The sequence below is a fragment of the Moraxella lacunata genome, from assembly GCF_900453205.1.
GTDB classification, from domain to species: Bacteria; Pseudomonadota; Gammaproteobacteria; order Pseudomonadales; family Moraxellaceae; genus Moraxella; species Moraxella lacunata_B.
The window spans coordinates 534,823-558,322 of the sequence record NZ_UGQU01000003.1 but is presented as its reverse complement, the minus strand read 5'-3'; the positions used below and the strand labels follow the sequence as shown (position 1 = coordinate 558,322).

The following is a 23,500-nucleotide window of genomic DNA, read 5'->3' as shown; positions in this document are numbered from 1 at the left end:
ATACCACAGATTGTCTTATTTTTCACGCCTTACGCCACCGCTCGCACATCGACAAAATGCCCATAAATTGCCGCCGCCGCCGCCATTGCAGGACTCACAAGGTGCGTACGACCGCCGTTGCCTTGACGACCTTCAAAGTTACGGTTGGAAGTGCTGGCACAATGCTCGCCCGATTGTAGTTTATCAGCATTCATGGCAAGGCACATAGAACAGCCCGGCTGCCGCCACTCAAATCCAGCATCAATAAAGATTTTGTCAAGCCCTTCGCTTTCGGCTTGTTTTTTGACCTGCCCAGAGCCTGCTACAACCATTGCTTGTTTAATGGTTGGGGCGACTTTTTTGCCTTCTACGATTTTGGCAACTTCTCTTAAATCCTCAATGCGAGAATTGGTACACGAGCCGATAAACACACGGTCAAGTGTAATCTCGCTCAAAGACTGCCCTGCCGTCAAGCCCATATATTGATAGGCTCGTATCCAGTCATTTTTTTGCACATCGTCTTTTGCCATATCTAAGGTTGGCACATTGGCGGACACAGGAATGACCATTTCAGGCGAAGTTCCCCACGAAATTTGTGGTTCAATCTCATCGCCATTTAACACAACTACCGCATCAAAATGAGCGTCATCGTCTGATTTTAGGGTGTTCCAATAGGCAACCGCACGCTCCCACTCATCGCCAGTCGGAGCATAAGGGCGACCTTTGACATAATCTATCGTCTTATCATCCACCGCCACAAGACCCACCCTTGCACCGCCTTCAATCGCCATATTGCACACGGTCATACGCCCTTCAATGGACATATCACGGAACACTTGTCCACCAAACTCAATGGCATAGCCTGTACCGCCTGCCGTGCCGATTTTGCCGATAATCGCCAAAATCACATCTTTGGGCGTTACGCCCTTGCCCAATTTGCCGTCCACACGCACCAGCATATTTTTCATTTTCTTTTGTACAAGGCACTGGGTGGCAAGCACGTGTTCTACCTCACTTGTACCAATGCCGTGAGCCAAACAGCCCAATGCCCCGTGCGTGGCGGTATGACTGTCGCCACAAACTACTGTCATACCCGGTAGGGTTAAACCTTGTTCAGGACCAACAACATGGACAATGCCTTGACGGTCATCGTTAATGCCAAATTGCACGACATTAAAGGTTTTGCAGTTATCATCAAGCGTTTTGACTTGAATGCGAGAAGTGTCGTCCTCAATGCCCGAAATGCCCTGCGAGCGTTCTTTGGTTGATGTGGGGACATTGTGGTCGGGGGTGGCAATATTTGCCGACAAACGCCAAGGGGTACGCCCCGCCAAAGTCAAGCCTTCAAAGGCTTGGGGGCTGGTTACTTCGTGCAATAATTGACGGTCAATATAAATCAAAGACGAACCATCATCTCGTTGTTTGACCAAATGGTCGTCCCAAAGTTTGTCGTATAGGGTTTTGCCTGCCATTGTTATTCTCCAAATGTAAAATGGTCTGGGTATGGTAAATTTTAAAAGATTATAACACACTTTAAAAATAACAATAATTTATAATTTTTATGGTTTATTTAACTTTTTGGAAAAATTTTTTTGGCATGATAATCTTGCCACTTATGATAAAATAGCCCAAATTCTCACGCATTGTTTTTATGAAAAAATACCTAGTCACCGCCTTATTGCTCGGCTCGCTCACACCCCTAGCTTATGCCTGTGCCCTACCCAAAAGCCATTATAAAAACGTCAGCTGTACCGCACGTTCAGGCGTGTTTTTGGCGGTCAAAGACAATGGCTCGCCCGTGGCACTTTTGGACAAAAAAGGCAACAAAACAGCCGATTTGTTCGCTTATGACGCGGTGCTGGGCTCGGAGTTTAGAAGTGGGCTACTCCCCGCCCTAAAAAACGGTAAAGTCGGCTACATCAATGACAAAGGCAAAACCATCATCGCCTTTAACTACGACCGCATGAATGGCAACCAATGGGCAAGGGGCGTGCGAGGCGAACGTATCATCGTCAAACAAAACCGTGGCTTTGGCGTGCTAGACACTCGGGGCAAGGTCATCGTCCGTCCCGAGCGAGCCATCAGCCACATCAGCGACTTCTCCCAAGGTCTTGCCACCGTCACCGCTGGCGGTAGCACCTACACCATCGACAAAAACGGCAATCGCACACAGCAAGCCCTCAACCCATCGCCCACCCCAGAGCCGACACTTACCCAAGGCAGTCTGCCAAACCCGAGCACGCACCTAACACTCACGCCAAGACAACAAGACGGCAAATGGGGCTTTGTCGATGATAAGGGCGTACCGATGATTATCTACGCCTTTGATGATGTCCGAGCTTATAGTGAGAATCTGGCAGGGGTACGCATGGGCGATAATTGGGGCTTTATTGATAAAAGCGGGCAACTGGTCATCGATTTTCGTTTTCATAAAGACGGGTTTATCTTGGACAGCACCAGAAATCCTGAACTGCCCGAACCACTGATGTTTAAAAATGGCAAGGCATGGATTGGTAATCTAAACAATGGCGACAAGCTGTGTATCAATTCGCAAGGGGTCAATGTGACTTGTTAGGATTTTTGATTTTAAAATACGCCATTGTACCAAAACCCCATCAATCATGATAAAATAGCAACTTATCTGATATGGCTATCTGTGCATTTTTTAAAATAAGATTGTTTGCACACTCTGCCCGTCAGACCATCCCATTTAACAATTCATTTTGTCACACGGTAAAATAACTTTAAAGGAATTTTTATGATTAGTATTTTTGATATGTTTAAAATCGGTGTTGGCCCTTCAAGCTCGCACACGGTCGGCCCGATGGTTGCCAGTGGGCGGTTTTTGGCACTGTTAGATGGACGACTGCATAGCGATTTTAGTCCAATTACAGGCATTACCATAGAGCTATATGGCTCGCTGTCCGCCACAGGCAAAGGACACGCCACCGATACCGCCACCTTGCTTGGGCTACTCGGACACGCCCCACGCACGATAGACACCGAACGCACGGACGAATATTTGTCAGACATACGCACGCACCAAAAGATGAACTTGGGCGGTCGTCATGTTATTGATTTTGATGAAACTACTGACATCTTGTGGTATAGCGATGTTACCCTGCCCCAACACCCTAACGGCATGACGCTCATCGCCACATTAGCTGATGGCACTTGTATCAGCGAAACCTACTTTTCTATCGGGGGCGGATTTGTCGTGGATAATGATGAGTTTAAAGCCCAAACCGCACAAGAGCAGACAGACGAACCCAAAAAATCGCCCTACCCTTATCCCTTTGAGCTAGGAGCAGACATCGAACGGCTGTGCCACACGCATGGGTTTAGCATCAGCGAGCTTATGCTCCACAACGAAACCGCCATTCGAGACGAAGAAGAAGTTAAAGATTATCTTAATGACATCTGGGCGACCATGCAGGCGTGCGTCAATGCCGGCTACCAAAAAGATGGTATCCTGCCCGGCGGTCTTAACGTCAAACGCCGTGCCAAAGCCTTATATGACCAACTTAGTAAAGAGTATGGTAAAGCCGATGGCGGACTGCTTGCGATGGATTGGGTAAACCTGTATGCTCTGGCGGTCAATGAACAAAACGCCTCAGGCGGACGGGTCGTTACCGCTCCCACCAATGGGGCGGCAGGTATTATCCCTGCGGTACTGCATTATTATCAAGGCTTTATTCCGTCATTTAGCTATCAGGGCGTGCGTGAATTCTTGCTCGTGGCAGGGGCGATTGGGGCGTTAATCAAACAAAATGCTTCCATTTCAGGGGCGGAAGTTGGCTGTCAAGGCGAAGTTGGCTCTGCCTGTGCGATGGCAGCAGCAGGACTGGCTCACGTCATGGGCGGTACGGTCGCCCAATGTCTAAACGCCGCCGAGATTGGACTAGAACACAACTTAGGGCTGACCTGCGACCCCATCGCAGGACTGGTGCAAGTGCCTTGTATTGAACGCAATGCGATGGCGTCCGTCAAGGCGATTAACGCCGCTCGCCTTGCTCTGCGTGGCGATGGCTCGCACCACGTCTCACTAGATAAAGCCATTTTGACCATGAAAGAGACTGGGCTTGACATGATGGACAAATACAAAGAAACCGCTCGTGGCGGACTTGCCATTCATGCCGATAACCGCATTCCTGTGGCAGTGGTCGGTCATGTGGGCGTGGGATTTAGCCAGTGTTAAGGTGTCATTTCGTCCTAGCTTACGTACTAGGACGATGAACTTGTACAATGTAAATAGCTTATGAATACCAAATCCAATCAAACCATGACCCCAAAGGAAATTTTTATACAAGGCTGTCAAACCATCGCCAGTCAGTTTCCTGATTTTAAAGCCACAAGGCAAGGTAGAACACTTAGCCGAAAAAGCCAAAATCATTTACTTGAATTTTCCATCAGCTTTGAGACATCACGCCGAAATTATAGTGGTAGCGTTACCATCATGCCTTATATTGCCATTTGCCCTACTAAGGCTTTTAAAGAGCAACTATCCTCTTATCAACTGCTTGATGATGACTTATGTTTTTATTCTAATCATTTAGGATATATCAATCCTAGACAAGAATATTATGAATGGAATTTAGCAGGGGCAAGTTTTCATCATTCGGTTGATGAGATTAGCAAGCAAATTAAACAATACGTCCTACCGATTTTTGAATTATTTGAAAATCCACAATCCGCCATTGAATTTTTAATTAATCATGGCACAAAATTTCATGCTCACATCAAAACCCTAGACTACTCCCCTGTTTATTTTATATTAGGGCTAGGCACAAAAGCACAAATCAATGAATTTATCATTCATTATATCAAATCTAGTGGCTATAAAGGCAAATTTATTCGTGCTTACCAAACCTTAAAAGCATTACCCAAAGAGCATATTGCCGCAACTTCATCATCTTTTGTTGGCGAAATCATATTAAAAGACATGATAATCAATGATATTGACATGACATTTTAAGCCCTATGATAATTCTCCTACGATAATATAATTAGGGCGTGCCGTTATTGACATCAAGCTAGCCCTATCACGCCACGCCCACCTCTCATCTAGTTTTTTGCCAAATATCATTGCCAAAATCCCCATAACTGTGTACAATGGCAACCATATATCAAGCCATTATTATTTAGATTTATTACCTTATGACCATGCTACAACACCCCCTGTTTCGCTTATCGGCAGTCGCTTTTGCCACTTTGACGGTTATCTCTTGCACGTCCACCACCCCAACAGCACCACCGACCACCACCCAACCGACCGCCCCAACACCCCCTAGCGAGCCTGTACCTTCTCGTGTGGTCATTGTTCAGCCCCAAACACCAACCGCCCCCACGCCCACGCCTGCCCCATCGGTAGAAAATCGCTACTATGGCAGTTTCGGCGACTGGAAAAGCGACTTTATCACTCGCACCATCGCTGGCGGTCATGCCTCTCATGCGGTGCATGGGCTGATGGGCAGTGCCAGTCTTAACTCACAGGTCATCAGCCTAGACGGTCGCCAAGCCGAATTTGCCAAAATGCCGTGGTCATACGTCGAGTCCGCCGTTACCTCAGGGCGTGTCTCTAACGGTAGAGCCAAATTACGTGAATACCCTTCCCTACTCTCACGAGCTGAAAGTCAGTATGGTGTCCCCAGAGAGGTAATGGTTGCCATTTGGGGTATTGAGTCCTCGTATGGAGCAGGCACCGGTTCAACCGACTTAGTCGATGCCTTATCTAGCCTTGCCTTTGATGGTCGCCGTCGCAGTTTTGCCGAAGGCGAACTGCTTGCCATGTTACAGATGATTGAGCGTGGCGATGTCAGTCGTTCACAACTACGTGGGTCATGGGCGGGAGGCATGGGTCATACCCAATTCATCCCCTCCACTTGGATAAAATATGGCGTGGACGGTAACGGCGATGGACAAAAAAACCCATGGACAATCTCGGACGCCCTCACCTCCACCGCCCATTATCTAGGGGCGAGCGGTTGGGTGTCAGGCGTGGACGCTTTTTATGAAGTTCGCCTGCCGACTGGCTTTAACTACCAACTCTTAGGACAAAAACAATCCCTAGAATCATGGAAATCCTTAGGCGTGGTCTCTGCCAATGGCGAGTACTTTGGCGGTCATGCCCAAGCCGAGCTTTGGCTCCCTGCCGGCGTAAATGGTCCTGCCTTACTACTGACACCCAACTTTGATGTCATCAAGGTTTATAACAATTCATCTAGCTACGCCCTAGCCGTGGCAACCCTTGCCAAACGTATCGCTGGCGGTGCTGGCATTAGTGGCAACTGGCCACGCCACGAACAAGCACTGTCTCGCTCAGAAGTCATTCGTTTGCAAGAAACCCTAAACGCCAAAGGCTACTCTGCCGGTAAAGCGGACGGTGTGGCAGGGGCGAACACCTCTCGTGCCTTTGCTCGCTGGCAGGCGGATAACGGACGCATTCCTGACGGTTTTATCACCCAAAACTCGGTACGTGGCTTGGTCTGGTAACATAAAGTCGGTGCGTGATGTACCGACTTTTATTTAAATCATTCATCATGCGGTTAAGTCATTGTTGCAAATGATAACAATTTAAAACTTTTCATCTTGATAAAAATCTGTTAGATTATAGCATTTTTAACCTTTGGAGCTGTTATGAAAATCAAATCCCTACTACTGCTTAGCACCCTATTTTGTGCCAGTGCCTTTGCCACACCGAGCAATCAATCACTAGAAGAGCTTGCCCAAATCATGCCTTACGAATCCACGTTTTACCAAGCGGTCGTTGCCCCCCTTGAAATGGAACGCATGGCAATCGCTCAGGGCATGGCACAGGACAACACACTCACCGACGACCAACGCAAAAAAGCCCTAAAAGCCTTTGATGACTATGCCGAAGGACTCATTAAAAGCCTAGACACCAAAGCGACCAAAGACGGACTTAAAAAATCCTACCTTAACGCCGCCAAATCGTTTAGCCAAGCCGAAGTGGACGCCATGATTGCTTTTTATGGCAGTAAAGACGGGCAAAGTGCCTTAAAAAAACAAGATGCCGTCTTTGAGTCCTATATGAAAAGTGCAGGCGAGAGCAACAAAAAAACCGTAGAAGCCTACGAAAACAAACACCTTAAAAAAATGCAGGATGATGTTAAAAAGATTTTGAATAAATAGGGCGCGCCTACCATCACTTGCAAATCCTTATCATGACCCCCATTATGATAAGGATTTCTTTTATAAAAACAACACCATGCAACAGCCCAAAACCACTCGTGCCAAAATCACCAAAAGTCAGCTCACCAAACAACTAGGCGATGACGATAAAGTCTTTAAAATGGTTACGCCCTTTACTCCCAGTGGCGACCAACCGACCGCCATACAGTCCCTAGTGGACGGGGTCAAGGCAGGCAAAAAAGACCAACTTTTGCTTGGTGTGACAGGCTCAGGCAAGACTTATACCATGGCAAAGGTCATTGAGAGCTTGGGGCGACCTGCCATCATCATGGCTCACAACAAGACACTGGCGGCACAGCTTTATGGCGAATTTAAGGAATTTTTCCCCCATAATGCGGTAGAGTACTTTGTCAGTTATTATGACTATTATCAGCCTGAGGCGTATGTCGTGGCAAGCGATACTTTTATCGAAAAGGACTCCGCCATCAACGACCACATCGACCAAATGCGACTGTCCGCCACTCGTGCCTTGCTCGAACGCCGTGATACCATCATTGTGGCGAGCGTGTCCGCCATCTATGGCTTGGGCGACCCTGAGAGCTACCTAAAAATGCTCCTGCACGTGGTCGTGGGCGATGTCGTGGACAGAACCGCTCTCATCAAACGCTTGGTTGAGTTACAGTACGAACGCAACGAGCTGGACTTTGGGCGTGGCACTTATCGCTTACATGGCGAGACCTTGGACATCTACCCTGCTGAGAGTGAACAGTTGGCGGTGCGGATTAGTATGTTTGATGATGAAGTTGAAAAAATCACATGGTTTGACCCTTTGACGGGAAAAAACATCAAATCCGTGCCACGCATTACCATCTACCCCAAATCTCACTACGTTACCCCACGAGAAAAATTAGAAGTGGCAATGGGGACGATTAAAGAAGAGCTTGCCGAGCGGTTAGAGTATTTTCGCTCACATGATAAGCTACTAGAAGCCCAACGTATCAAAGAACGCACCCAATATGACTTGGAGATGATACAACAGTTAGGCTACTGTAACGGCATTGAGAACTACTCTCGTCATCTGTCAGGGCGACAGGCAGGCGAGGCACCACCCACACTGTTTGACTATCTGCCGTCTGATGCGTTGGTGTTTTTGGATGAAAGCCACGTTACCGTTCCCCAAATCGGAGCGATGTACAAGGGCGACAGAAGTCGCAAAGAAAACTTGGTTAATTATGGTTTTCGCTTACCGTCCGCCATGGATAACCGCCCCATGATGTTTGAGGAATGGGAGGCGGTCGTGCCAACTCGTATCTTTGTATCGGCAACCCCCGCCTCCTATGAGTTAGAGCATAGTGAGCAAGTGGTCGAGCAAGTCGTTCGCCCCACAGGACTCATCGACCCCATACTAGAAATACGCCCCGTACTCACCCAAGTCGATGACGTACTGGGCGAGATAAACCTGCGTAAGCCCTTAAACGAGCGAGTGCTGATTACCACGCTCACCAAACGCATGGCGGAGGATTTAACCAGTTATTTAAAAGAATATGGCGTGCGTGTGGCATATCTGCACAGCGACATTGACACGGTAGAACGCATGAAAATCATTCATGAACTCAGAACAGGGGTGCATGATGTGCTGGTAGGCATTAACCTGCTTCGTGAAGGCTTGGATATGCCCGAGGTGTCGCTTGTGGCGATTTTTGATGCGGATAAAGAGGGATTTTTACGCTCGGAGCGGTCGCTCATTCAGACCATTGGGCGAGCGGCACGCCATGTCAATGGCAAGGCAATTTTATACGCTGACAGCATTACGCCCAGTATGCAAAAGGCGATAGATGAGACCGAACGCAGACGAGCCAAACAAATCGCCTTTAATGCCGAGCATGGCATTACACCAAAATCGGCAAGCCGTGCCATCACCGATAAGATTGACACGGGCGAGATTGAGAGCGTGGACGCCCCAAAAATTGACGTACCATTTGTCCTAAATGACATTGATGTGGAAATCTTACGCCGTCCTGAGCTGATGATAAAAGAGATTAACCGCCTAGAAAAACAAATGAAAAAACTCTCAGGCGAGCTAAAATTTGAAGAAGCGATGAGAGTGCGTGATACCATGCTGGCGTTAAAAGATGAATTTAACAAACTGTAAAATACGCCTTTTTGTGGTACACTTAACGGACAACCTAAGGAGCATACCATGACCCAAATCATCATCAATAGCCCCACCGACAGCAGTTTGTCTATCATGTTGCCACTCAATGCGGACGGTAGTGTGGTGTTTCCTAAGTGGTTGATTGATGACTTAACCCATTCTCATCGCTTGGTAAGTTTTAAAAACAATCAAAAAAACCACCAAAGAAGATGACGTTCTTGCCATGATTGAAAATGCAGGCGGACTGCTTGCCCCTTATGTCAAAAAACCGCTAACCATTGATGAGATGAATGACGGTATAAACCACCATTTTTCACAAATGAATAAGGCGGAGTTATGATTAGCCTTGATACTAATATTTTGGTGCGTTATTTAACCAAAGATGATACCGTACAATATCAAAAAGTGGTGGCGTTATTTCAAAAATTACATACGGATAATGAACAAGGTTTTATCTCTTTATTGGTAGTTTTGGAAGTAAATTAGGTATTGGCATTTAGTTATAAAATTCCTAGAAATGAAATTATCCATTCGCTATTAACTTTATTAAATTTTCCTTTTTTAACGTTTGAACAAGCCAATCATCTACAACAAACCCTACTATACGCCCAAAATAATACTTTTGATTTATCTGATTTATTGATAGCGTGCAAAAGTCGCAGTTTGGATAATTTGCCTGTTTATACCTTTGATAAAAAAGCAAGTCGGGCAGAAGGTTTGTAAAATCGCAAAAATATCTGCATAAAATCGCAAAAATATCTGCATAAAGAAAACCCAATTATGCAGATATTTTTATCACAGTATGCAGATATTAATCTAACAAACCTACACCCCAAACTCCCCTCGCTCCCCCTGCGGAGCTTGCCCTGTGATTTCATGGGTCTGTCGGTCATAATAGACCATATCGCCCACCTCTGCTTGTCCGCTTAGCACCACAAACACCCCACCGAGCGTCTGCCCGACCACTACGCCTTGCCCCTTTTGGCCTGTGATTTGTGCCACGCCTTTGGGTGTGGCAAAGAGCTTGTTAAATGTTTGATATAAATTCATTTTTTTGCCTTTGAATTATTGACTTTTTAGAGCATTAATGTATAATATAATTGGGTTTTAATGTCCCATATACCTATCTAGCCCCACCACCTGCCAGATGGTTGGCACCTCATTTTCCATCTTGACCTGCACTTCTATGCTGACTACTACTGCTTTATATCCGCCGTCATCATTGATTTGCCAGATATCGCCTAGCGTGGCAAGGGGCAAGCCGTATTTATCCGCCCAGCGTGTTGTTACCGTCACGTCCATGTGCGTGCCTGATTCTGACAGTATTTGCACGCCTTTGGCAATGGTGGCAATTTGGTCGGTAAATAGCTCATCGGATTGTATTGGGGCTTCTTTTGTGCGTGCCGACTGTTTGCGATAGACGTTATCCAAGCGTGTGATGCTACTTAGCCAAACATTATCATAAACAGGGTTTACCCGTTGTTGCTCGCTGATATGTTTAATGGGGTCTAATCCCAAGATAAGATTAGGCTCTGCTGTCGCCAGTTCCCAAACAGGGACTTTATAACGTGGCTTGATGATAAGCTGTGGCTCGCTAACATGGCTTGATACAAACGCCCCACACGCATGAGCGACATCGGAGAGTATCACAATCGGCGTCTTATCGGTGCTATACACCCCTTCTTTAATCAGCCAATCAGGGGCTTGATGGGTTGCCGTCATACCTGTATTTGCCAATGCTTGTTGGCATAATTGACTGGCAAACAAGGCTTGATTTAATCCGCCTTGCTTGTTGGTGGCATAGTCTGCTGACAAGCGAGCGGTAACACTCCGCCCTGATAGGGTGTAGCTGTGATTGACAAATGAGCGGTTTTTGCTAAGCTCCTCGCCCATGATGACAAAGCGGTGGTTATTAATGACCACGCTAATCATCGGCTCATTACCACGGCTGCCTAGCTTGTCTTTGATTTTGGCAAAGTCTTTGGTGGGGATTTCAATTTGTCCTTGCCAACAAAAGCTATCCATGTCGGTCTTAATGCCAAATGACAAGGGATTGACGTTAATACCGCCCACAGTGGCGGTGATGGTATTATGCACGATATAACTCCTAAGATTGGGGGTGCTGGCAGGGGGCGTCTCATGCCAACACACCATGGCAAGCGGTAGAGCGTCTGATGCGTGTTGCCCCCATCTGCGTCTTAATGCCAGTGGCAGGCGGTCAGATGGTGGTCTGATACTACAATACGAGACGGGCTTGTCAGGCTCTGGCTCAGGAATGAGGTAATAACGACAAGGTACAGGGGTGCTGTGAGTTATCGTGTGCATGCTGTCGTGGGCAATCAGCGTACTGCCCGCTTGGTGTGTGTTATCACCAAATAGCCCCAGTACGTCTGATAAATTGCCCTGCGTACAACTTTGTAAATAGCCCTTTGCCCCATATTTAACCGCATGGCAACTAAACAGTCCCACACCATCGCCCACGCTGATGTGATGAGCGTGGTGAAGTGCCATGAGAGCTTGCCATGTGTGCCGATAGACACTGCCAATCAGATAAGGGGTACCCATAGCACTATCTGCCCCATGAGCGATATGGACAAAGTGCCGAGTGGACATATCACGCCCATGGGCTATCATTTGCACATCGCCATATAACACGCCATACGCCCGTGCCACCTCATCACTTGCCATGCCTACTCGTCTGCCCATATTCACAGTCCATGAGCCAGATGTTAAGCTATCAAACTCCGCCATGACAGGGTTTTGTCTTTTGGGGACTGGGGCTGGCTCGGTAGGCGGTGGCAAGACAACATCAAGCGTGCCTAATTTGCGATTAAGTGATAATGGCAAGCGGTTGGACGGCGGTTTATTGCTTATCCGCCGTGTCAGTGGCAAGGGCAATTTGTCACTGCTTAGGTCTGCCATGACTGCCACAACTCCATTTGCTCATCGATGGTTTTGTCGCTCATGGGGGTTACATAATCCCAGACGGCAGGTTCATACCGCTCTACGCCATCGGTGGGTGGTAAGTCTCGTGCCATGATGAGATATTTTTTATGAGGGTCAAGATTGTTAAAAAGATAGCGACCATTTTTTAAACTTGCTTGTCTTGCAAGCAATTTCATGAGCGACATGCCCTCCGATACTTCATACAAATAAATTGCTCGCGAGGCAGGCACTCCGCCTACAGTCACAATACCATCATCTGCACCTGCGATATAACCGCTGTGTACATATAACTTTAATTCATTATCAACAATCATCATAATACCAAATATAGCCCGCCACTGTGATACCAGTTTGCATCAATCACTTTTATATTTTTAACGTTTTTAAAGTCTGTGATGTTGTAATCAGCATAGTATAGAAACGGCATATAACCAGCGAATGCATAACCTCTATCTGTTTTTAACATCAATTCTGTTTTTAAGAGCCTCGGCGTACTACCCTCTCTTAGTACATTTGCATGTATAACAGCGTTTGACCAGCCGATGCGTGAGCCATAACCTGCCTCTTCTCGTGAGTATGAGCGGCAAACATACGTATTACCATCTGCGTCTTTAATTAAAATATTGTTGGGATTATTTGTACTTGACAATGTAGATTGCCGCTCTGCACCAAAAAAATTTATATTTGAGCCAAACAAGATGCTTTGTGTATATTGTGTATTGTCTGAGATATAATCACCAAAACCCTGCCACATGCCATGGAGCCCAAATAAACAGAATTTCTCATCAGCACACACTTCCATCCTATCTCCGTTGATTGCTGCTAAATTGACGACAATACTATGCCAAAGTCCAACTGCGGTTTTTTGTGTTTCATCGTAAGTGTGATAAGCATTAAGCATTAGCTGTGATCCGCTTATTGCAAACTCATAAATTTTTTGCTCACTTGCAGCAGAATCTGAACGAATAATAATGCGTCTTGTTGTTTGATTTTGTTCGGCATTGCTGTCATATAATAGCCGCCAACCAGCTGCTGGTTTATCGCCGTAGCCAACAACCAACGCTGCTTTGATAAAGTTAATCACATCTACTGCTGTGCTAACTGCCGGCGCATCTTTATCTTTTTTTGTGTAAAAAGTAGCCATTAGTTCTCCTAATTTTCAATCGTATCGCCAAAGAGTACTTGCGTGTAACCATCCGAGCCTTTGGGGTTGTCTGCTGACGGTTGCACGGCACAGATGACCCACACAGGCAACAGTGTCCCCCAAGTGTTAAACCGCACCACCTCTTGCACGCTCCACGGGGTGTCCGTGCCAAAGGCTTCACGAGGTATGGTAAAATACGGCTTTTTGGTCGCTGGGTTAATCGGAGCTAAGTCTTGCAAAGTGTCGGTTTTTAGCACAAAGCCGAGCGTTTGCCCGTATAGCTCAAACTGTGAGCTACTGGTAAACTTGATGAGCCATTTTTCCTCAATCGCCCCATCATCGGTCAAGATAATAGGGTAATCTTTGACATTTAAGCGGTTAAGTGGCTCATCGCCAATGCGTGTGTCTTGCCACACGTTCGTCCAGTTGCGTTGGGTAAACGGCACAGAGGCTCGCACTTGTAGATTTCCACCAATCAAGACACTTGCCACATAAGTCCCCTCCAATGGGTAATCCCGTTTGGTCGGAAAGATGAGGGTCAGCGTGCCGTCAATGTCCACGCCTTGAATGCGGTTTTTCTCCTCCCATGTACATGTGGCGTGTAGGGGCAAAGCATAAGCGGATAAATCTAAGGGGCTTGTCCATGTGATAGAGCCCGCCTCCAAATCATAATCCCACAGCTCGGCATTGACCGCCTTGCCGTTATTATCCGTGATACACAAGCGGTCTAGGTCGGTGCGGTCAAGCTGTATGGTTTGACCTGCCTTGTGAGCCGAGCCGAGTTCTTGTTTTAGACTATTAGTGATAAGGATAGTATCACCTCGTCTAAATATCGGCACTCGCCCGTCCTGTGGCAAGCGGACGGTGTCGATACGGATGGTCGTGCTATCGACAGGCAGATAAGAATAAGCGACTGCACTGTATGTGATGGACGAGCTAAACACATGAGTGGGCTTAAAAATTTGTCCATCTACCACCGCATCGGCATTGTACCAACCCTCACCCTCATTGCCTGCCACCGCCACCCATTTACCAAACTTAACACTTGCCAAGCCATACTCCACATCGACAAGACCAGAGATGTACTCGCCCTCAAATTCACCCTTTGCGTTGGCAGTGGCAGTGATTTTTTTGCCATCTAGGGTGGTTGCCGAGATGGTCAGCGATGAGGGACGAATGGGGGCAGAGGGCGTGATAAAACTGATAGAATCAGTACGATTTGCATTGACGCTCGTGGTCAAAGACTGTACCGACACCGCCCCAATGGGGTCGGAGAGTATCAGCTCGCCTGTGCTATAATCAATGCTCCCCACTTTGTCCGCCTGCCCTGTGGCGGTGTTAAGATTGGTATAAATAGAGCCGTCTTTGTCAAAGTAGCTCTTACCGTTCATGGTAAATCGCACCGAGTTGGGTGTAATCAGCTCACCTGTATTGATGACAAACTTAATAGATGTGCTAACCGCCAAAGGCTCAGACTTTGCGGTAGCAGGGTGTGTGTCATAATAGCTGGCTGTGATGACGGCATTAGAGGCAAGCGTTGCCCCTGCTGGCACATAGTCAAAGCCTGCAAAGCTCGTACGGTAGATGTCTTGATACGTCTTTGTGGCATAGGTAATATTATTCCAGGTTAGCTCTGTCGCTGTTTGCGAGTACACTTTTTCGCCAATTTTATCTTTGGTGTAATTAGCTTTAGGGATAGAGACCGTGGCATCAGGGTTAAACAACGCTTTGCCATTTTTGACCGTGCCGACGGTTTTGCCGTGGCTGTCTATCAGATTGCCCTTACCATCATCGGTCAGCGTGATAAAGACCGTCCCCGCCCCATAAGTGCCATGCGAGCCGTCACCTGATTGGGTAGTGTTACGCCCTTTACGCCCACTGGTGCTAATCACTGCCCCTAGGGCAATCTCATCATAGCCCTCCACTGTCAGTGGGTATGTCAGTTGCAACGTCCCTGCGACAAAATCGCCAATGTCAATACTGACATTGCCCTGCAAGTCTCGGGCAGGGGTTGGGTGATTTTGGGTGATTTTATCGCCCGTGTTATAGCCGACAGTGACACCCTTGATGGCACTGTCCAAAGTCAGTACACCGTCAATATAACGCCCCGTCACATCACCACTGATGACCCCTTGGGCATTGACCGTGGCGCTACCACCGCTCCACGATAACGTGATGGACGATGGGTCGGGCGTGGTGGGCAGTCTGATGACACTTTTAACGCTCGGCACAAGGTCGGCTCGCTTGATAAATGTCGCAGATGACCCCCAATAGATGACAATTGCCGAGCCGATGTCGGGCAGTTCGCTACACGTGATGGAGAGCGTGCCTGTTTGGGGGTTTAGGTTGATAGAGCCGTGCGTTTGTGAGCCTTGGGTGAGCCTATACCATTTACCCTGTGAGCGGTATTGTACTGATACGTTGCTTGGGTTTGGCAGATTAACAATATAGTTTTGTGAGCGGTTATTCTCACTCACGATAATTTTAGCGGTGTCCGAGACCACATCAGCACTGCTGGCAGGGGTAAATGTTGCCGTGCGTACATAGGTACTGTTAAAGGTTGCCAATCCACTGGCATAATCCACCGCTCCCACCGCTTGTCCGTTTTGGGTAAGCGTGCCGTCTGCGTCGGTGATGTTATCGCCATTTGTGCTGATGATAAGAGAGTTTGGCAAGATAGCCGAGCCTGTATATAGACTGTTTTGGGTGCTGTTAATGGTCAGTGTGATACTCTCCTTTGCCCCGTCAAAGAGTGCGGTGGTCAGACCGCTGGCGGTCAAATCGGTAAGCAAGGTCTCACTTTGGGTCGTTGGCACCAGTTTCTCCATGAGTGATGGCACTTGCACGCTCATCATGCCCGCCTTGATGGCTTTGGCAAGCGGTTTAATGCCATAGTATTGCCCTGCGTCCGCCACATGAGTTTCACGGATTTTACAAGGGGCATCAGTATGGCCCTGCACAGGATATTCCACACCCACAAAGCTGTGTTCTAAGGGCTGGCTAATCTCCATTTTAATGACGGTTTTGTTAAACGATTTTTCGCCCGCATAAAAGGTGCGTTCCTCGCTTGATACGCTGATGACCTTGATGTACTGCTCGGCAGTCTCATAGCCCCTTTTGTCTTGTCTTAGGCAATAGACATCGCCCACCAAAGGCAATGGCTCACCTACCGTTTGATAAGCCTGCACAATACGGCTATTCTTGGACTGAGTAGAGAGCAGGGTCATGCGGGATTCTATCGTGGCGACACTATACGCTTCGATAGATTTGATAATCTCGCCTCGCACTTCGCCAAATTTGTTTGCTCGTGTGAGTAGGTAAGACACACTAGGGTCTTTGGGCGGTTTGGTGATGGCGGTAAACGCCCCCAAAAGTGGCTCGTCATCGGCACGTTGTACCCCTGCATAGACCAGTCGTGTCATCATACCGCCGTTAATGCGTTGTATGGACGAGATAGGGTCAAAGAGTTCATTGTCCGCCCCCGTGAGCGGTGTACCCAGTGCCAGTCCACCGCCGTCATCGTTGTCAGTTAGGCGTTCAGAGGGGTAAATTTTTAGGTCGGATTTGTTGAGTTTGGTGCGTTTTGTCATGTTATCGTCTTTTAAATTGGATTTAATAGATGATTAAAGAGTGTTTATGCGATGGTTAAAAAATGCAGATTCAGCGTGCATTTATCGTCATCTTCTTCATCTTCGGGCTTATATTGCTTGATAAAATTGATATTGGTAATATTTGGTCTGGCAAAGATGACTTGATATTTCTTACCTTTGGGGTGGGTTAGGGTCATCGTAAGCTCTGGTATGTCCGCCCATGCTTGCAGTTTTGCCAAATCCGCCCGTGTGGTGCGGGTGTCATCGCCATTCAGCGTGATGGGTCTGCCCGCCTTTTTGGTGCCTTGTTGTATGTCCATCGCTCCTGTCAAAGTATAAACAGGGTCAGACTGAGTAAGGGCTTGCCAGTCAAATTCGTCCGCCCAGACAAATTGGGCGTGCAGGGTGAGTGTGTCGGTTTGGTTGGTGAGTTGCCACATACATTATCCTTTTTTTTGTCATTATGCCAAAGACTGCCCCAAAGCATTAGGGGAACGAGTTCAGGGGGACTGGCAGGGGATTAATAAGCCTGTCGTTTCGATGCGTCCATGAGTTCTTTGGCAAATTCTTGCTTTGCCTCGATTTTTGCTTGTTCTCTGACCGCTTCAAGGCGAGCATTCCAACCGTTTGCGACATCTTGGGCGGTAAGATTGCCAGTACTGTTGCTACTACTCTCTTGCCATGCTTTAATGCTTTGCTCGGTGGATTTGGCGGTGGCTTGGCGGTTTTGCTCATCATTGATTTGTCGTTGCAAAGATAGGGCTTTTGAATAATGAGCAATCTCATCGCTGTTACCCCGCGCCACTGCTTCTGCCGTTTTTGCCTGCAAATCGGCAAGTTTTTGGGCTTGCTTGATACGCTGGCTGTCCATCTCTCGCCCTTGTAGGCTAGCAAGCTCGGCATCTAGGCCTTGCATGGTGGTTTTGGCGGTGGCGGTCAGACCGTCCCATTGATTTTGTATTCGTTTGATTTGCCCACTTAGGTTGTTTAACGTGGATTTATCCATGGCTTTAATGCCAGCAATACTAAACTCAGACGCTTTGTGTAGCAGTGCTTGTGCTTTTGCCAAGTCATTAGCGTTAACTGTACTACTCGATAAGACCTCATCCATCTCAGACAGCTCTTGTCTGAGTGCCAGCATACTCTCACGGGATTTCTTTTGGTCATACAACATCCGACCAAAAGCTCTTATGTAGCCTGCCCATCCCCCTCCTCGCAATCTGTAATTTTCAAAGATTTTTGTTAATTTTTCTGCTTCTATACCAAGCCCCGATAAGCCCACACTTTGTATTTTGATATCACTATTGTTACTTTTAATGGCAGAGCCTGCTTTTGCACTTGCTTTTGCCATCTCATCGGCACTTTTGGCGGTCTCTTTTTGGGCATCGCCTAACTTTTTGGTGGCAGTGGCAGATTGGGTTAGGGCTTTATCATTATTAGACAAAGTCTCTGACTGCTCTTTTAGCTTGTCATTTAGCTCTTGGACACCCTTCGCCCCGCCCGTTGCCCCTGCGTGTAGCTGTCTCATTTGTTCGGCAGAGACGGACGCTGTTAGCCCTGCTTTTTGTAGCTCGGTTTGTATTGCTTTAAAGTCTTCTTTGGTCTTGGCGGATGCTAGGGCAGTATCTAGGGCTTGGGTGAGTGCGACTTTTAGCTCATCTGCTCCTTTGGCAGTGTCTTTGATGACCGACAAGCCTACTTTTAAATTGTCCGCCATGTCTTTGCCTGATTTGCTCATGCCTGCGTTGATGGCGGACATGGACACGCCCAGAGCGTCTAGGGCACGGGCTTGTTCATCGGCAGACTTTTTGGCATTTTGTTGGGCGGTGGCGGTGTCTTTGACGGATTGAGCGAGTTCTTTGTTGCCGTTCACCGCTTCAAGTAGTCGCCCGTTTAACTCGGTTTGAGCTTTGGCATTGTCGCCAACCTGAGCCTTAACAGCGTTATAAGCCATTGCCATTTTATTGACATCATCGCCTGCCAAACTCATGACCGTACTAAACCCTTGCAAGGCGGATTTGGTTTTGCCGTCAATGCCCGTGGCAAATTCGTCCATGTCAAGACCTAGGGCGTCAAATGCCCCACTGGCTTTTTCAAGGTCGCTTTTAATCGCCTCGCCCAAGCCCTGATTTTGGGCTTCATCGGTCAAGTTTTTAATGGTCGTCTTGGTCGCTTCGATTTGGGTTTGTAAGTCTTTATAATCCTGCGTGTTCTTTTGCCCTGCCATGCCCATATTGGCAAGCTGTATTTCAAGCTGTTCTAGCTCTGCTTTGGCAATGGCAAGGCTGTTGATGAGTTCGGTATTGGCTTGGGACTGAGCAAGGGCGGTGTTTGTGGCATTGTCTTGGCTTTGGGTAAGACTGTCGGTAGCTGTCTTGGCGTTATCGGTTGCTTGGGCAAGTGAGTTGGCATGACTTGTCCCCATTTCAAAATTCTGTAAAAATTGGTCTAGACTGCCTGTTGTTGCAATGGAATGGATGGCGGCTGGCACGCTTGCCAAACGGTCACCAAGAACACGAACCAATTCACTGCTTTCATAAGCCCACTCGCCGATACTTGTACCCACCGCCCAACTGGCAGAAGCAGCAAATAGCCCATTTAAGCTGGTCATGTGCTTGCCTAAATTGATAAAATCGCCTGCCAATGTGCGAGTATTGTCGGTTGTTACTTTTAGGTTGGTATTTAATTTGTCAGCACTAACAGCGGTCGCATCGATGGCACTTTTTGCACCCAAAAAGCCTGTTGTTATCTGCAAAGCAGACTTACCACCCAAACTACCCGTCAGAGCAATCACGCTATTTAACGCCTTGACAGCCACCACCGCCCCACCCATGAGCGTAACAAGCTGAGTGATGGCCGGGTATTCGTGGGCAATATCAGCAAGTGTACCTGCCATATCACCCACCGCTTCGGCCGTGGTGCTGATGATGGGCAGTAGGTGCTGACCGATGTTAATCGCCAGTGCCATGAGTTCGGCTTTGGCTTGGGTCACCTTTTTGGCGGCGGTGTCCATCTGGGCTTGAAATTCTTTTTGCATCGCCCCTGCCGTGGCGGTCTTGTCCGTGGCAAGCCCCAAGGCTTGATTATAAGTGCCAAGCGAGCCGACCAGTAGGTTAATGTCATCGGCGTACTCCGCCCCAAAGAGCTTGACGGACACCATAGAGCGTTGACGGTCATCAAGCTGTCCTAGCTTTTCTAAAAAGCCTGATAGGGCCTGTTGTGGGTTTTTGGCGATGTTGTCTGCCATCTCATCGGCACTGGTGCCTATCATCTGCAAGCCATCGGCAAACCCCGCCCCTTGGTTTTGAGCAGTTTGTAGTTTGGTCAGTAAGGCATTAATGGCGGCGCTTGCCACTTCTGGCGGTTTGCCTAGGGCAATCATGGCGGCGGTCAGTCCTGCCACTTCTTCTTTGGCAAGCCCAAACTGGCGGGCGGTGCCACCCACTCTGAGCATGGCATCGACTATCTCTCGCTCTTTGGCTGCCATATTGTTGCCCAGCGTGTTGATGACATCACCAAGTTCACCCACCTGTTCGATGGGCATGTTAAAGACGTTGGCAAGTTTGGCGGCGGCATTACCTGCCTCATCAGCACTCATGCTAAATGCCACTGACATCTGGCCTGCCATGGTCGTAAACTCGCCCAATTTGTCAATCGGCACGCCAAGCTGACCGCCCATCGTGGCTATCTGTGCCACTTCGGTGGCAGTCATGCCAAGCTCTACCGACAAATCTTTGATTTCTTTGGAGAGTCTAGACATCTGCTCGGGCGTGCCGTCCACGACTTTCTTAACCCCTGCCATGGCGGTCTCAAATTCCATGGCGGCTTTGGTGACCACCGCCATGCTACCTGCACTGCCTGCGATTTTACCAAGCTCGCCTACCATCTCACTTGCCGTGAGTGTGGTTTTGCCCAGCTGTTCTTCTAGCTCTTTGACTTTTTTGGTGTGTAATTCATTGGCACGGGCAAGCTCACTGCCTGTTAGCTTGCCTGAGAGTTTAAGGCGTTCGTAGGCTTTGTGGACTTCTTCTAGTTGTTTTTTGGCTTTATTATCTTCATCAATGCCTAGGGAGATTTTGGCATCGCTGATGCTTTTTAAGCGTTTAAACTCATCGCCCAATGCTTTGACTTTTTTGGTCTGCTCATCGGCGGATAAGCCTTTCCATGACTTTTGTAGCTCATTGGTGGCTTTGTCCAAACTGTCGGTTGCCGTGCCTGTCGCCTTTATCTCATCAGATAGGCGTTTTAACTCGTTAATGCCTTTCACGCCTGCATGTATGGTTAAGGCGGTATCCAAACTTTTCATAAAAAAATCCCCTTAGTTTTGATTAAGGGGATTTTAAAGGGGGTTTACGGTTGGGGTAAGATGACAGGGTTCAGAGCCTACCCTAAATCTGCCATCGCCAATTGTGCCAAATAATTAGAACGGCTTTTGTATAGCGATTTATGAGCTGAGACTTTTTCGTCAATTTTGGCAATCAGATAGTTAGGCAAGGTAATGTTGATTTTATGGCTTTTTACGTCATATTTTGACAAATCCACATCTACCCACGCCCACATCATGCCGTCAAATTGGCTGTTTTGGGTGTGTGCGTCAAAACTGGTGGGTAATGGGATTTCTTCACCGTCTTCTACCAAGCCACTAAAATGCACATCAAGGCATTCTAGTGCCATTTTGTGTACGTCTTGCAAGTCATCGCACGCACTGGCAAGATTTGGCACATCGGGAAAAAAGATACCGTGGGCGGTTTTATCATCGCCCTTTAAGATTGCAATGGGGTATAACATCATCGTCTCCTAGTTATCAAGGTAATGCAAGGGCTAATCGCTTAGCCCTGCTTGTCTCATAATGCTGTCAATGGTGGGTTGTGCTAAGTCTTTTTTGGGGTGAGGAACAGTAACTCGACCTTTTTTGGCGGGGTGTTTGAACTGCTGATGACTACCGCCATTTGATTTAACACGATACCAACCGTCAGCTTTTATGATTTTAATGACTTCTCTACTGCTTGCCATTTCATCACCTTGCTTCGTTGTTGATGTGTATATTATACTTCTAGGGTTATAATTTGTCAAGGGTTATTTGATGAATTTGATAAAAAAGCAGTTTAACTTGTCATTAAACTGCTTTTTAATATGAGTTAAAGCCTGTTGGTCATTAATTTATTTTGTGGTCGTCATATCTCCTAAGTTATCCTTGATGACTTTTACAAAATTGTCCAAAAGATAAGCATACTCATGAATGGGGTAATGGTTATCTGTATGAGTCTTTGCCATGTCTTGCACCAGTTCTAGTTGATATAGGGCAACTCGGGCATTTTCTAGGCGTTCAATGTTTTCACGGGTCATCATTTTTATTCTCCTTGTTCTAGTACGCTTTTAGCGGTTTCTACCATGCGAGCGATGTTGTCATCACGGGTTAAACTGTTGCCCCTGTAAGTGCCATTGACTATCTGCGAGACGGTTGTAGAGCTAATTCTTAGCATACGCCCAATATTGGCTTGGCTATATCCGTCCGCTTTCATCGCCTTGACCTGCTCTATCACTTCGGGGGTTACTTTGATACTTCCCTTTTGGTTGAGTTCTAGCAGGTTGATATAGCGTTCGGTGCGGTCAAGCTGTCTTAATTGGACTTGGCTTGCCTGTGCCAATACCGCCATGCCGTCCGCCATTTTTTGTATGTTGGTGTTGATTTGGTGTAGGGGGTCGTTTCCACCAATGGTGGCAAGTTGATACAAGCGTTTTTCACAGTCAATAAAATAACGGCGAGCTTGTTTGCCTTTTTCGCTACGTTCTACCATAGAAAGCTCTTTTGCCATATCTAGGGTGATGTGGTAGTCGGTTTTGTGTTTTGCACCGCTTGGGAGCTGTTCCATAAATTTATGGAGCAGGTAATCTTGATTTTCAACAAAATCATAATCAAAAATGCGTGATTTAATCCAAGTGGAAAAGTCTTGACGACTACCCAAAAAGGCATGAAGTTCACGAGCATTAACAAGCGGTTGCATTTCGCCATTAATTTCCCCTTGAAAAGTTTGGACAAGTGGCGATGTTTGTGGTAAAGTAGTCATAGGATATTCTCCTTAACGTGGTTGATATCTAAGCCTTGATTGTCATTGGTAGTGTGGTCAAGGCTTTTTTGTGCGTGTTTGGCAACACATTGGGTTAGTAAGCTATTTAGGGCATTAAGCTCTCCTTGTGTTAAGGTGATGATAATAGGGATTTGTTCAGCATTGGTTTTTGACTTTGCACCATTGACAACATAGTCAAAATCTATGTCAAGCCGTGGGTGTTTTTGCAAAATCATTGATAAACGCTCGGTTGGAAAAGAGTTACGTTTTTTCCGCCCCGCAAAAGCATTTGGTTTTAACTCCAAAAACTCTGCAAGCTCCATATCCGTAGTTACGCCTAACGCTAATTTAAGCCGATTGGCAATGTTGATAAAATTACTCATAAAACTCCTATAAAATGGAAAAAAGGTGATTTTTATGCTAAAATAACATGATTAATAGTGTCTTCATGTAATAAATGTGATTT

At 47.1% G+C, this 23,500-nt stretch carries 22 protein-coding genes; 9 read left to right on the top strand and 13 right to left on the bottom strand.

Annotation, left to right across the window (positions count from 1 at the left end; all coding sequences use genetic code 11):
• Nucleotides 1-29: 29 nt before the first annotated feature.
• Nucleotides 30-1,451, bottom strand: a complete 1,422-nt coding sequence (leuC, locus tag DX073_RS11795; RefSeq protein ID WP_115008226.1) for a 3-isopropylmalate dehydratase large subunit — start codon at nt 1,449-1,451, stop codon at nt 30-32.
• Between the two features lie 179 nt (nt 1,452-1,630).
• Here leuC and DX073_RS11790 point away from each other — a divergent pair, with 179 nt between their 5' ends.
• From DX073_RS11790 to DX073_RS11760, 9 genes are all read left to right on the top strand, one after another.
• Nucleotides 1,631-2,554: a WG repeat-containing protein gene (locus DX073_RS11790; protein ID WP_115008225.1), complete on the top strand. Its 924-nt coding sequence runs from the start codon at nt 1,631-1,633 to the stop codon at nt 2,552-2,554.
• A 183-nt stretch (nt 2,555-2,737) separates the two neighbouring features.
• Nucleotides 2,738-4,177 (top strand): L-serine ammonia-lyase, encoded by a 1,440-nt coding sequence (locus DX073_RS11785; RefSeq protein WP_115008224.1) that lies wholly within the window; start codon nt 2,738-2,740, stop codon nt 4,175-4,177.
• 60 nt (nt 4,178-4,237) lie between these two features.
• On the top strand, nt 4,238-4,954 hold the full coding sequence (locus DX073_RS11780; protein ID WP_115008223.1) for a DUF4304 domain-containing protein: 717 nt from the start codon (nt 4,238-4,240) through the stop codon (nt 4,952-4,954).
• Between the two features lie 188 nt (nt 4,955-5,142).
• Complete coding sequence (locus tag DX073_RS11775; RefSeq protein ID WP_258556942.1) at nt 5,143-6,471, top strand: lytic murein transglycosylase; 1,329 nt, start codon at nt 5,143-5,145, stop codon at nt 6,469-6,471.
• A gap of 144 nt (nt 6,472-6,615) precedes the next feature.
• Nucleotides 6,616-7,131, top strand: a complete 516-nt coding sequence (locus DX073_RS11770; RefSeq protein WP_115008221.1) for a DUF2059 domain-containing protein — start codon at nt 6,616-6,618, stop codon at nt 7,129-7,131.
• 76 nt (nt 7,132-7,207) lie between these two features.
• Complete coding sequence (gene uvrB / locus DX073_RS11765; RefSeq protein ID WP_115008220.1) at nt 7,208-9,283, top strand: excinuclease ABC subunit UvrB; 2,076 nt, start codon at nt 7,208-7,210, stop codon at nt 9,281-9,283.
• 48 nt (nt 9,284-9,331) lie between these two features.
• The gene (locus DX073_RS14385) at nt 9,332-9,499 is read left to right on the top strand and encodes a hypothetical protein (RefSeq protein ID WP_181814446.1); all 168 of its coding nucleotides are present in this window, start codon (nt 9,332-9,334) and stop codon (nt 9,497-9,499) included.
• A 123-nt stretch (nt 9,500-9,622) separates the two neighbouring features.
• Nucleotides 9,623-9,772, top strand: coding sequence for a PIN domain-containing protein (locus tag DX073_RS14130; RefSeq protein ID WP_147279732.1), 150 nt, complete (start codon nt 9,623-9,625; stop codon nt 9,770-9,772).
• A 3-nt stretch (nt 9,773-9,775) separates the two neighbouring features.
• Nucleotides 9,776-10,009, top strand: coding sequence for a PIN domain-containing protein (locus tag DX073_RS11760; RefSeq protein WP_115008219.1), 234 nt, complete (start codon nt 9,776-9,778; stop codon nt 10,007-10,009).
• Between the two features lie 102 nt (nt 10,010-10,111).
• On the opposite strand, the gene DX073_RS11755 is transcribed toward DX073_RS11760, so the two are convergent.
• The 12 genes from DX073_RS11755 to DX073_RS11700 form a co-directional block, all read right to left on the bottom strand.
• Entirely contained in the window at nt 10,112-10,336 is a 225-nt protein-coding gene (locus DX073_RS11755; protein WP_079325562.1) for a DUF2190 family protein, read from the bottom strand.
• Nucleotides 10,337-10,393: 57 nt separating this feature from the next.
• Nucleotides 10,394-12,208, bottom strand: a complete 1,815-nt coding sequence (locus DX073_RS11750; RefSeq protein WP_115008218.1) for a hypothetical protein — start codon at nt 12,206-12,208, stop codon at nt 10,394-10,396.
• Nucleotides 12,196-12,546 carry a hypothetical protein gene (locus DX073_RS11745; protein ID WP_115008217.1) on the bottom strand — a complete coding sequence of 117 codons (351 nt, stop codon included), beginning with the start codon at nt 12,544-12,546 and terminating at the stop codon, nt 12,196-12,198. The genes DX073_RS11750 and DX073_RS11745 overlap by 13 nt, the downstream gene beginning before the upstream one ends.
• Nucleotides 12,546-13,376 carry a hypothetical protein gene (locus DX073_RS11740; protein WP_115008216.1) on the bottom strand — a complete coding sequence of 277 codons (831 nt, stop codon included), beginning with the start codon at nt 13,374-13,376 and terminating at the stop codon, nt 12,546-12,548. The genes DX073_RS11745 and DX073_RS11740 overlap by 1 nt, the downstream gene beginning before the upstream one ends.
• Nucleotides 13,377-13,384: 8 nt before the next feature.
• Nucleotides 13,385-16,966 carry a hypothetical protein gene (locus tag DX073_RS11735; protein WP_115008215.1) on the bottom strand — a complete coding sequence of 1,194 codons (3,582 nt, stop codon included), beginning with the start codon at nt 16,964-16,966 and terminating at the stop codon, nt 13,385-13,387.
• A gap of 44 nt (nt 16,967-17,010) precedes the next feature.
• Entirely contained in the window at nt 17,011-17,406 is a 396-nt protein-coding gene (locus DX073_RS11730; protein WP_115008214.1) for a hypothetical protein, read from the bottom strand.
• Nucleotides 17,407-17,486: 80 nt separating this feature from the next.
• Nucleotides 17,487-21,272 carry a phage tail tape measure protein gene (locus DX073_RS11725; protein WP_115008213.1) on the bottom strand — a complete coding sequence of 1,262 codons (3,786 nt, stop codon included), beginning with the start codon at nt 21,270-21,272 and terminating at the stop codon, nt 17,487-17,489.
• Nucleotides 21,273-21,349: 77 nt separating this feature from the next.
• Nucleotides 21,350-21,754: a type II toxin-antitoxin system HicB family antitoxin gene (locus DX073_RS11720; protein WP_115008212.1), complete on the bottom strand. Its 405-nt coding sequence runs from the start codon at nt 21,752-21,754 to the stop codon at nt 21,350-21,352.
• Between the two features lie 33 nt (nt 21,755-21,787).
• Nucleotides 21,788-21,979: a type II toxin-antitoxin system HicA family toxin gene (locus DX073_RS11715; RefSeq protein WP_115008211.1), complete on the bottom strand. Its 192-nt coding sequence runs from the start codon at nt 21,977-21,979 to the stop codon at nt 21,788-21,790.
• Nucleotides 21,980-22,126: 147 nt separating this feature from the next.
• On the bottom strand, nt 22,127-22,315 hold the full coding sequence (locus DX073_RS11710; RefSeq protein ID WP_115008210.1) for a hypothetical protein: 189 nt from the start codon (nt 22,313-22,315) through the stop codon (nt 22,127-22,129).
• Between the two features lie 2 nt (nt 22,316-22,317).
• Nucleotides 22,318-23,034: an antA/AntB antirepressor family protein gene (locus tag DX073_RS11705; protein WP_258556941.1), complete on the bottom strand. Its 717-nt coding sequence runs from the start codon at nt 23,032-23,034 to the stop codon at nt 22,318-22,320.
• Entirely contained in the window at nt 23,031-23,417 is a 387-nt protein-coding gene (locus DX073_RS11700; RefSeq protein ID WP_115008209.1) for a helix-turn-helix domain-containing protein, read from the bottom strand. The genes DX073_RS11705 and DX073_RS11700 overlap by 4 nt, the downstream gene beginning before the upstream one ends.
• Between the last annotated feature and the right edge of the window lie 83 nt (nt 23,418-23,500).

What these genes read in the sequence shown, in the direction of transcription:
- leuC (WP_115008226.1), bottom strand. Translation starts at nt 1,451, where the DNA reads ATGGCAGGCAAAACCCTATACGACAAACTTTGGGACGACCATTTGGTC.
- DX073_RS11790 (WP_115008225.1), top strand. Translation starts at nt 1,631, where the DNA reads ATGAAAAAATACCTAGTCACCGCCTTATTGCTCGGCTCGCTCACACCC.
- DX073_RS11785 (WP_115008224.1), top strand. Translation starts at nt 2,738, where the DNA reads ATGATTAGTATTTTTGATATGTTTAAAATCGGTGTTGGCCCTTCAAGC.
- DX073_RS11780 (WP_115008223.1), top strand. Translation starts at nt 4,238, where the DNA reads ATGAATACCAAATCCAATCAAACCATGACCCCAAAGGAAATTTTTATA.
- DX073_RS11775 (WP_258556942.1), top strand. Translation starts at nt 5,143, where the DNA reads ATGCTACAACACCCCCTGTTTCGCTTATCGGCAGTCGCTTTTGCCACT.
- DX073_RS11770 (WP_115008221.1), top strand. Translation starts at nt 6,616, where the DNA reads ATGAAAATCAAATCCCTACTACTGCTTAGCACCCTATTTTGTGCCAGT.
- uvrB (WP_115008220.1), top strand. Translation starts at nt 7,208, where the DNA reads ATGCAACAGCCCAAAACCACTCGTGCCAAAATCACCAAAAGTCAGCTC.
- DX073_RS14385 (WP_181814446.1), top strand. Translation starts at nt 9,332, where the DNA reads ATGACCCAAATCATCATCAATAGCCCCACCGACAGCAGTTTGTCTATC.
- DX073_RS14130 (WP_147279732.1), top strand. Translation starts at nt 9,623, where the DNA reads ATGATTAGCCTTGATACTAATATTTTGGTGCGTTATTTAACCAAAGAT.
- DX073_RS11755 (WP_079325562.1), bottom strand. Translation starts at nt 10,336, where the DNA reads ATGAATTTATATCAAACATTTAACAAGCTCTTTGCCACACCCAAAGGC.
- DX073_RS11750 (WP_115008218.1), bottom strand. Translation starts at nt 12,208, where the DNA reads ATGGCAGACCTAAGCAGTGACAAATTGCCCTTGCCACTGACACGGCGG.
- DX073_RS11745 (WP_115008217.1), bottom strand. Translation starts at nt 12,546, where the DNA reads ATGATTGTTGATAATGAATTAAAGTTATATGTACACAGCGGTTATATC.
- DX073_RS11740 (WP_115008216.1), bottom strand. Translation starts at nt 13,376, where the DNA reads ATGGCTACTTTTTACACAAAAAAAGATAAAGATGCGCCGGCAGTTAGC.
- DX073_RS11735 (WP_115008215.1), bottom strand. Translation starts at nt 16,966, where the DNA reads ATGACAAAACGCACCAAACTCAACAAATCCGACCTAAAAATTTACCCC.
- DX073_RS11730 (WP_115008214.1), bottom strand. Translation starts at nt 17,406, where the DNA reads ATGTGGCAACTCACCAACCAAACCGACACACTCACCCTGCACGCCCAA.
- DX073_RS11725 (WP_115008213.1), bottom strand. Translation starts at nt 21,272, where the DNA reads ATGAAAAGTTTGGATACCGCCTTAACCATACATGCAGGCGTGAAAGGC.
- DX073_RS11720 (WP_115008212.1), bottom strand. Translation starts at nt 21,754, where the DNA reads ATGTTATACCCCATTGCAATCTTAAAGGGCGATGATAAAACCGCCCAC.
- DX073_RS11715 (WP_115008211.1), bottom strand. Translation starts at nt 21,979, where the DNA reads ATGGCAAGCAGTAGAGAAGTCATTAAAATCATAAAAGCTGACGGTTGG.
- DX073_RS11710 (WP_115008210.1), bottom strand. Translation starts at nt 22,315, where the DNA reads ATGATGACCCGTGAAAACATTGAACGCCTAGAAAATGCCCGAGTTGCC.
- DX073_RS11705 (WP_258556941.1), bottom strand. Translation starts at nt 23,034, where the DNA reads ATGACTACTTTACCACAAACATCGCCACTTGTCCAAACTTTTCAAGGG.
- DX073_RS11700 (WP_115008209.1), bottom strand. Translation starts at nt 23,417, where the DNA reads ATGAGTAATTTTATCAACATTGCCAATCGGCTTAAATTAGCGTTAGGC.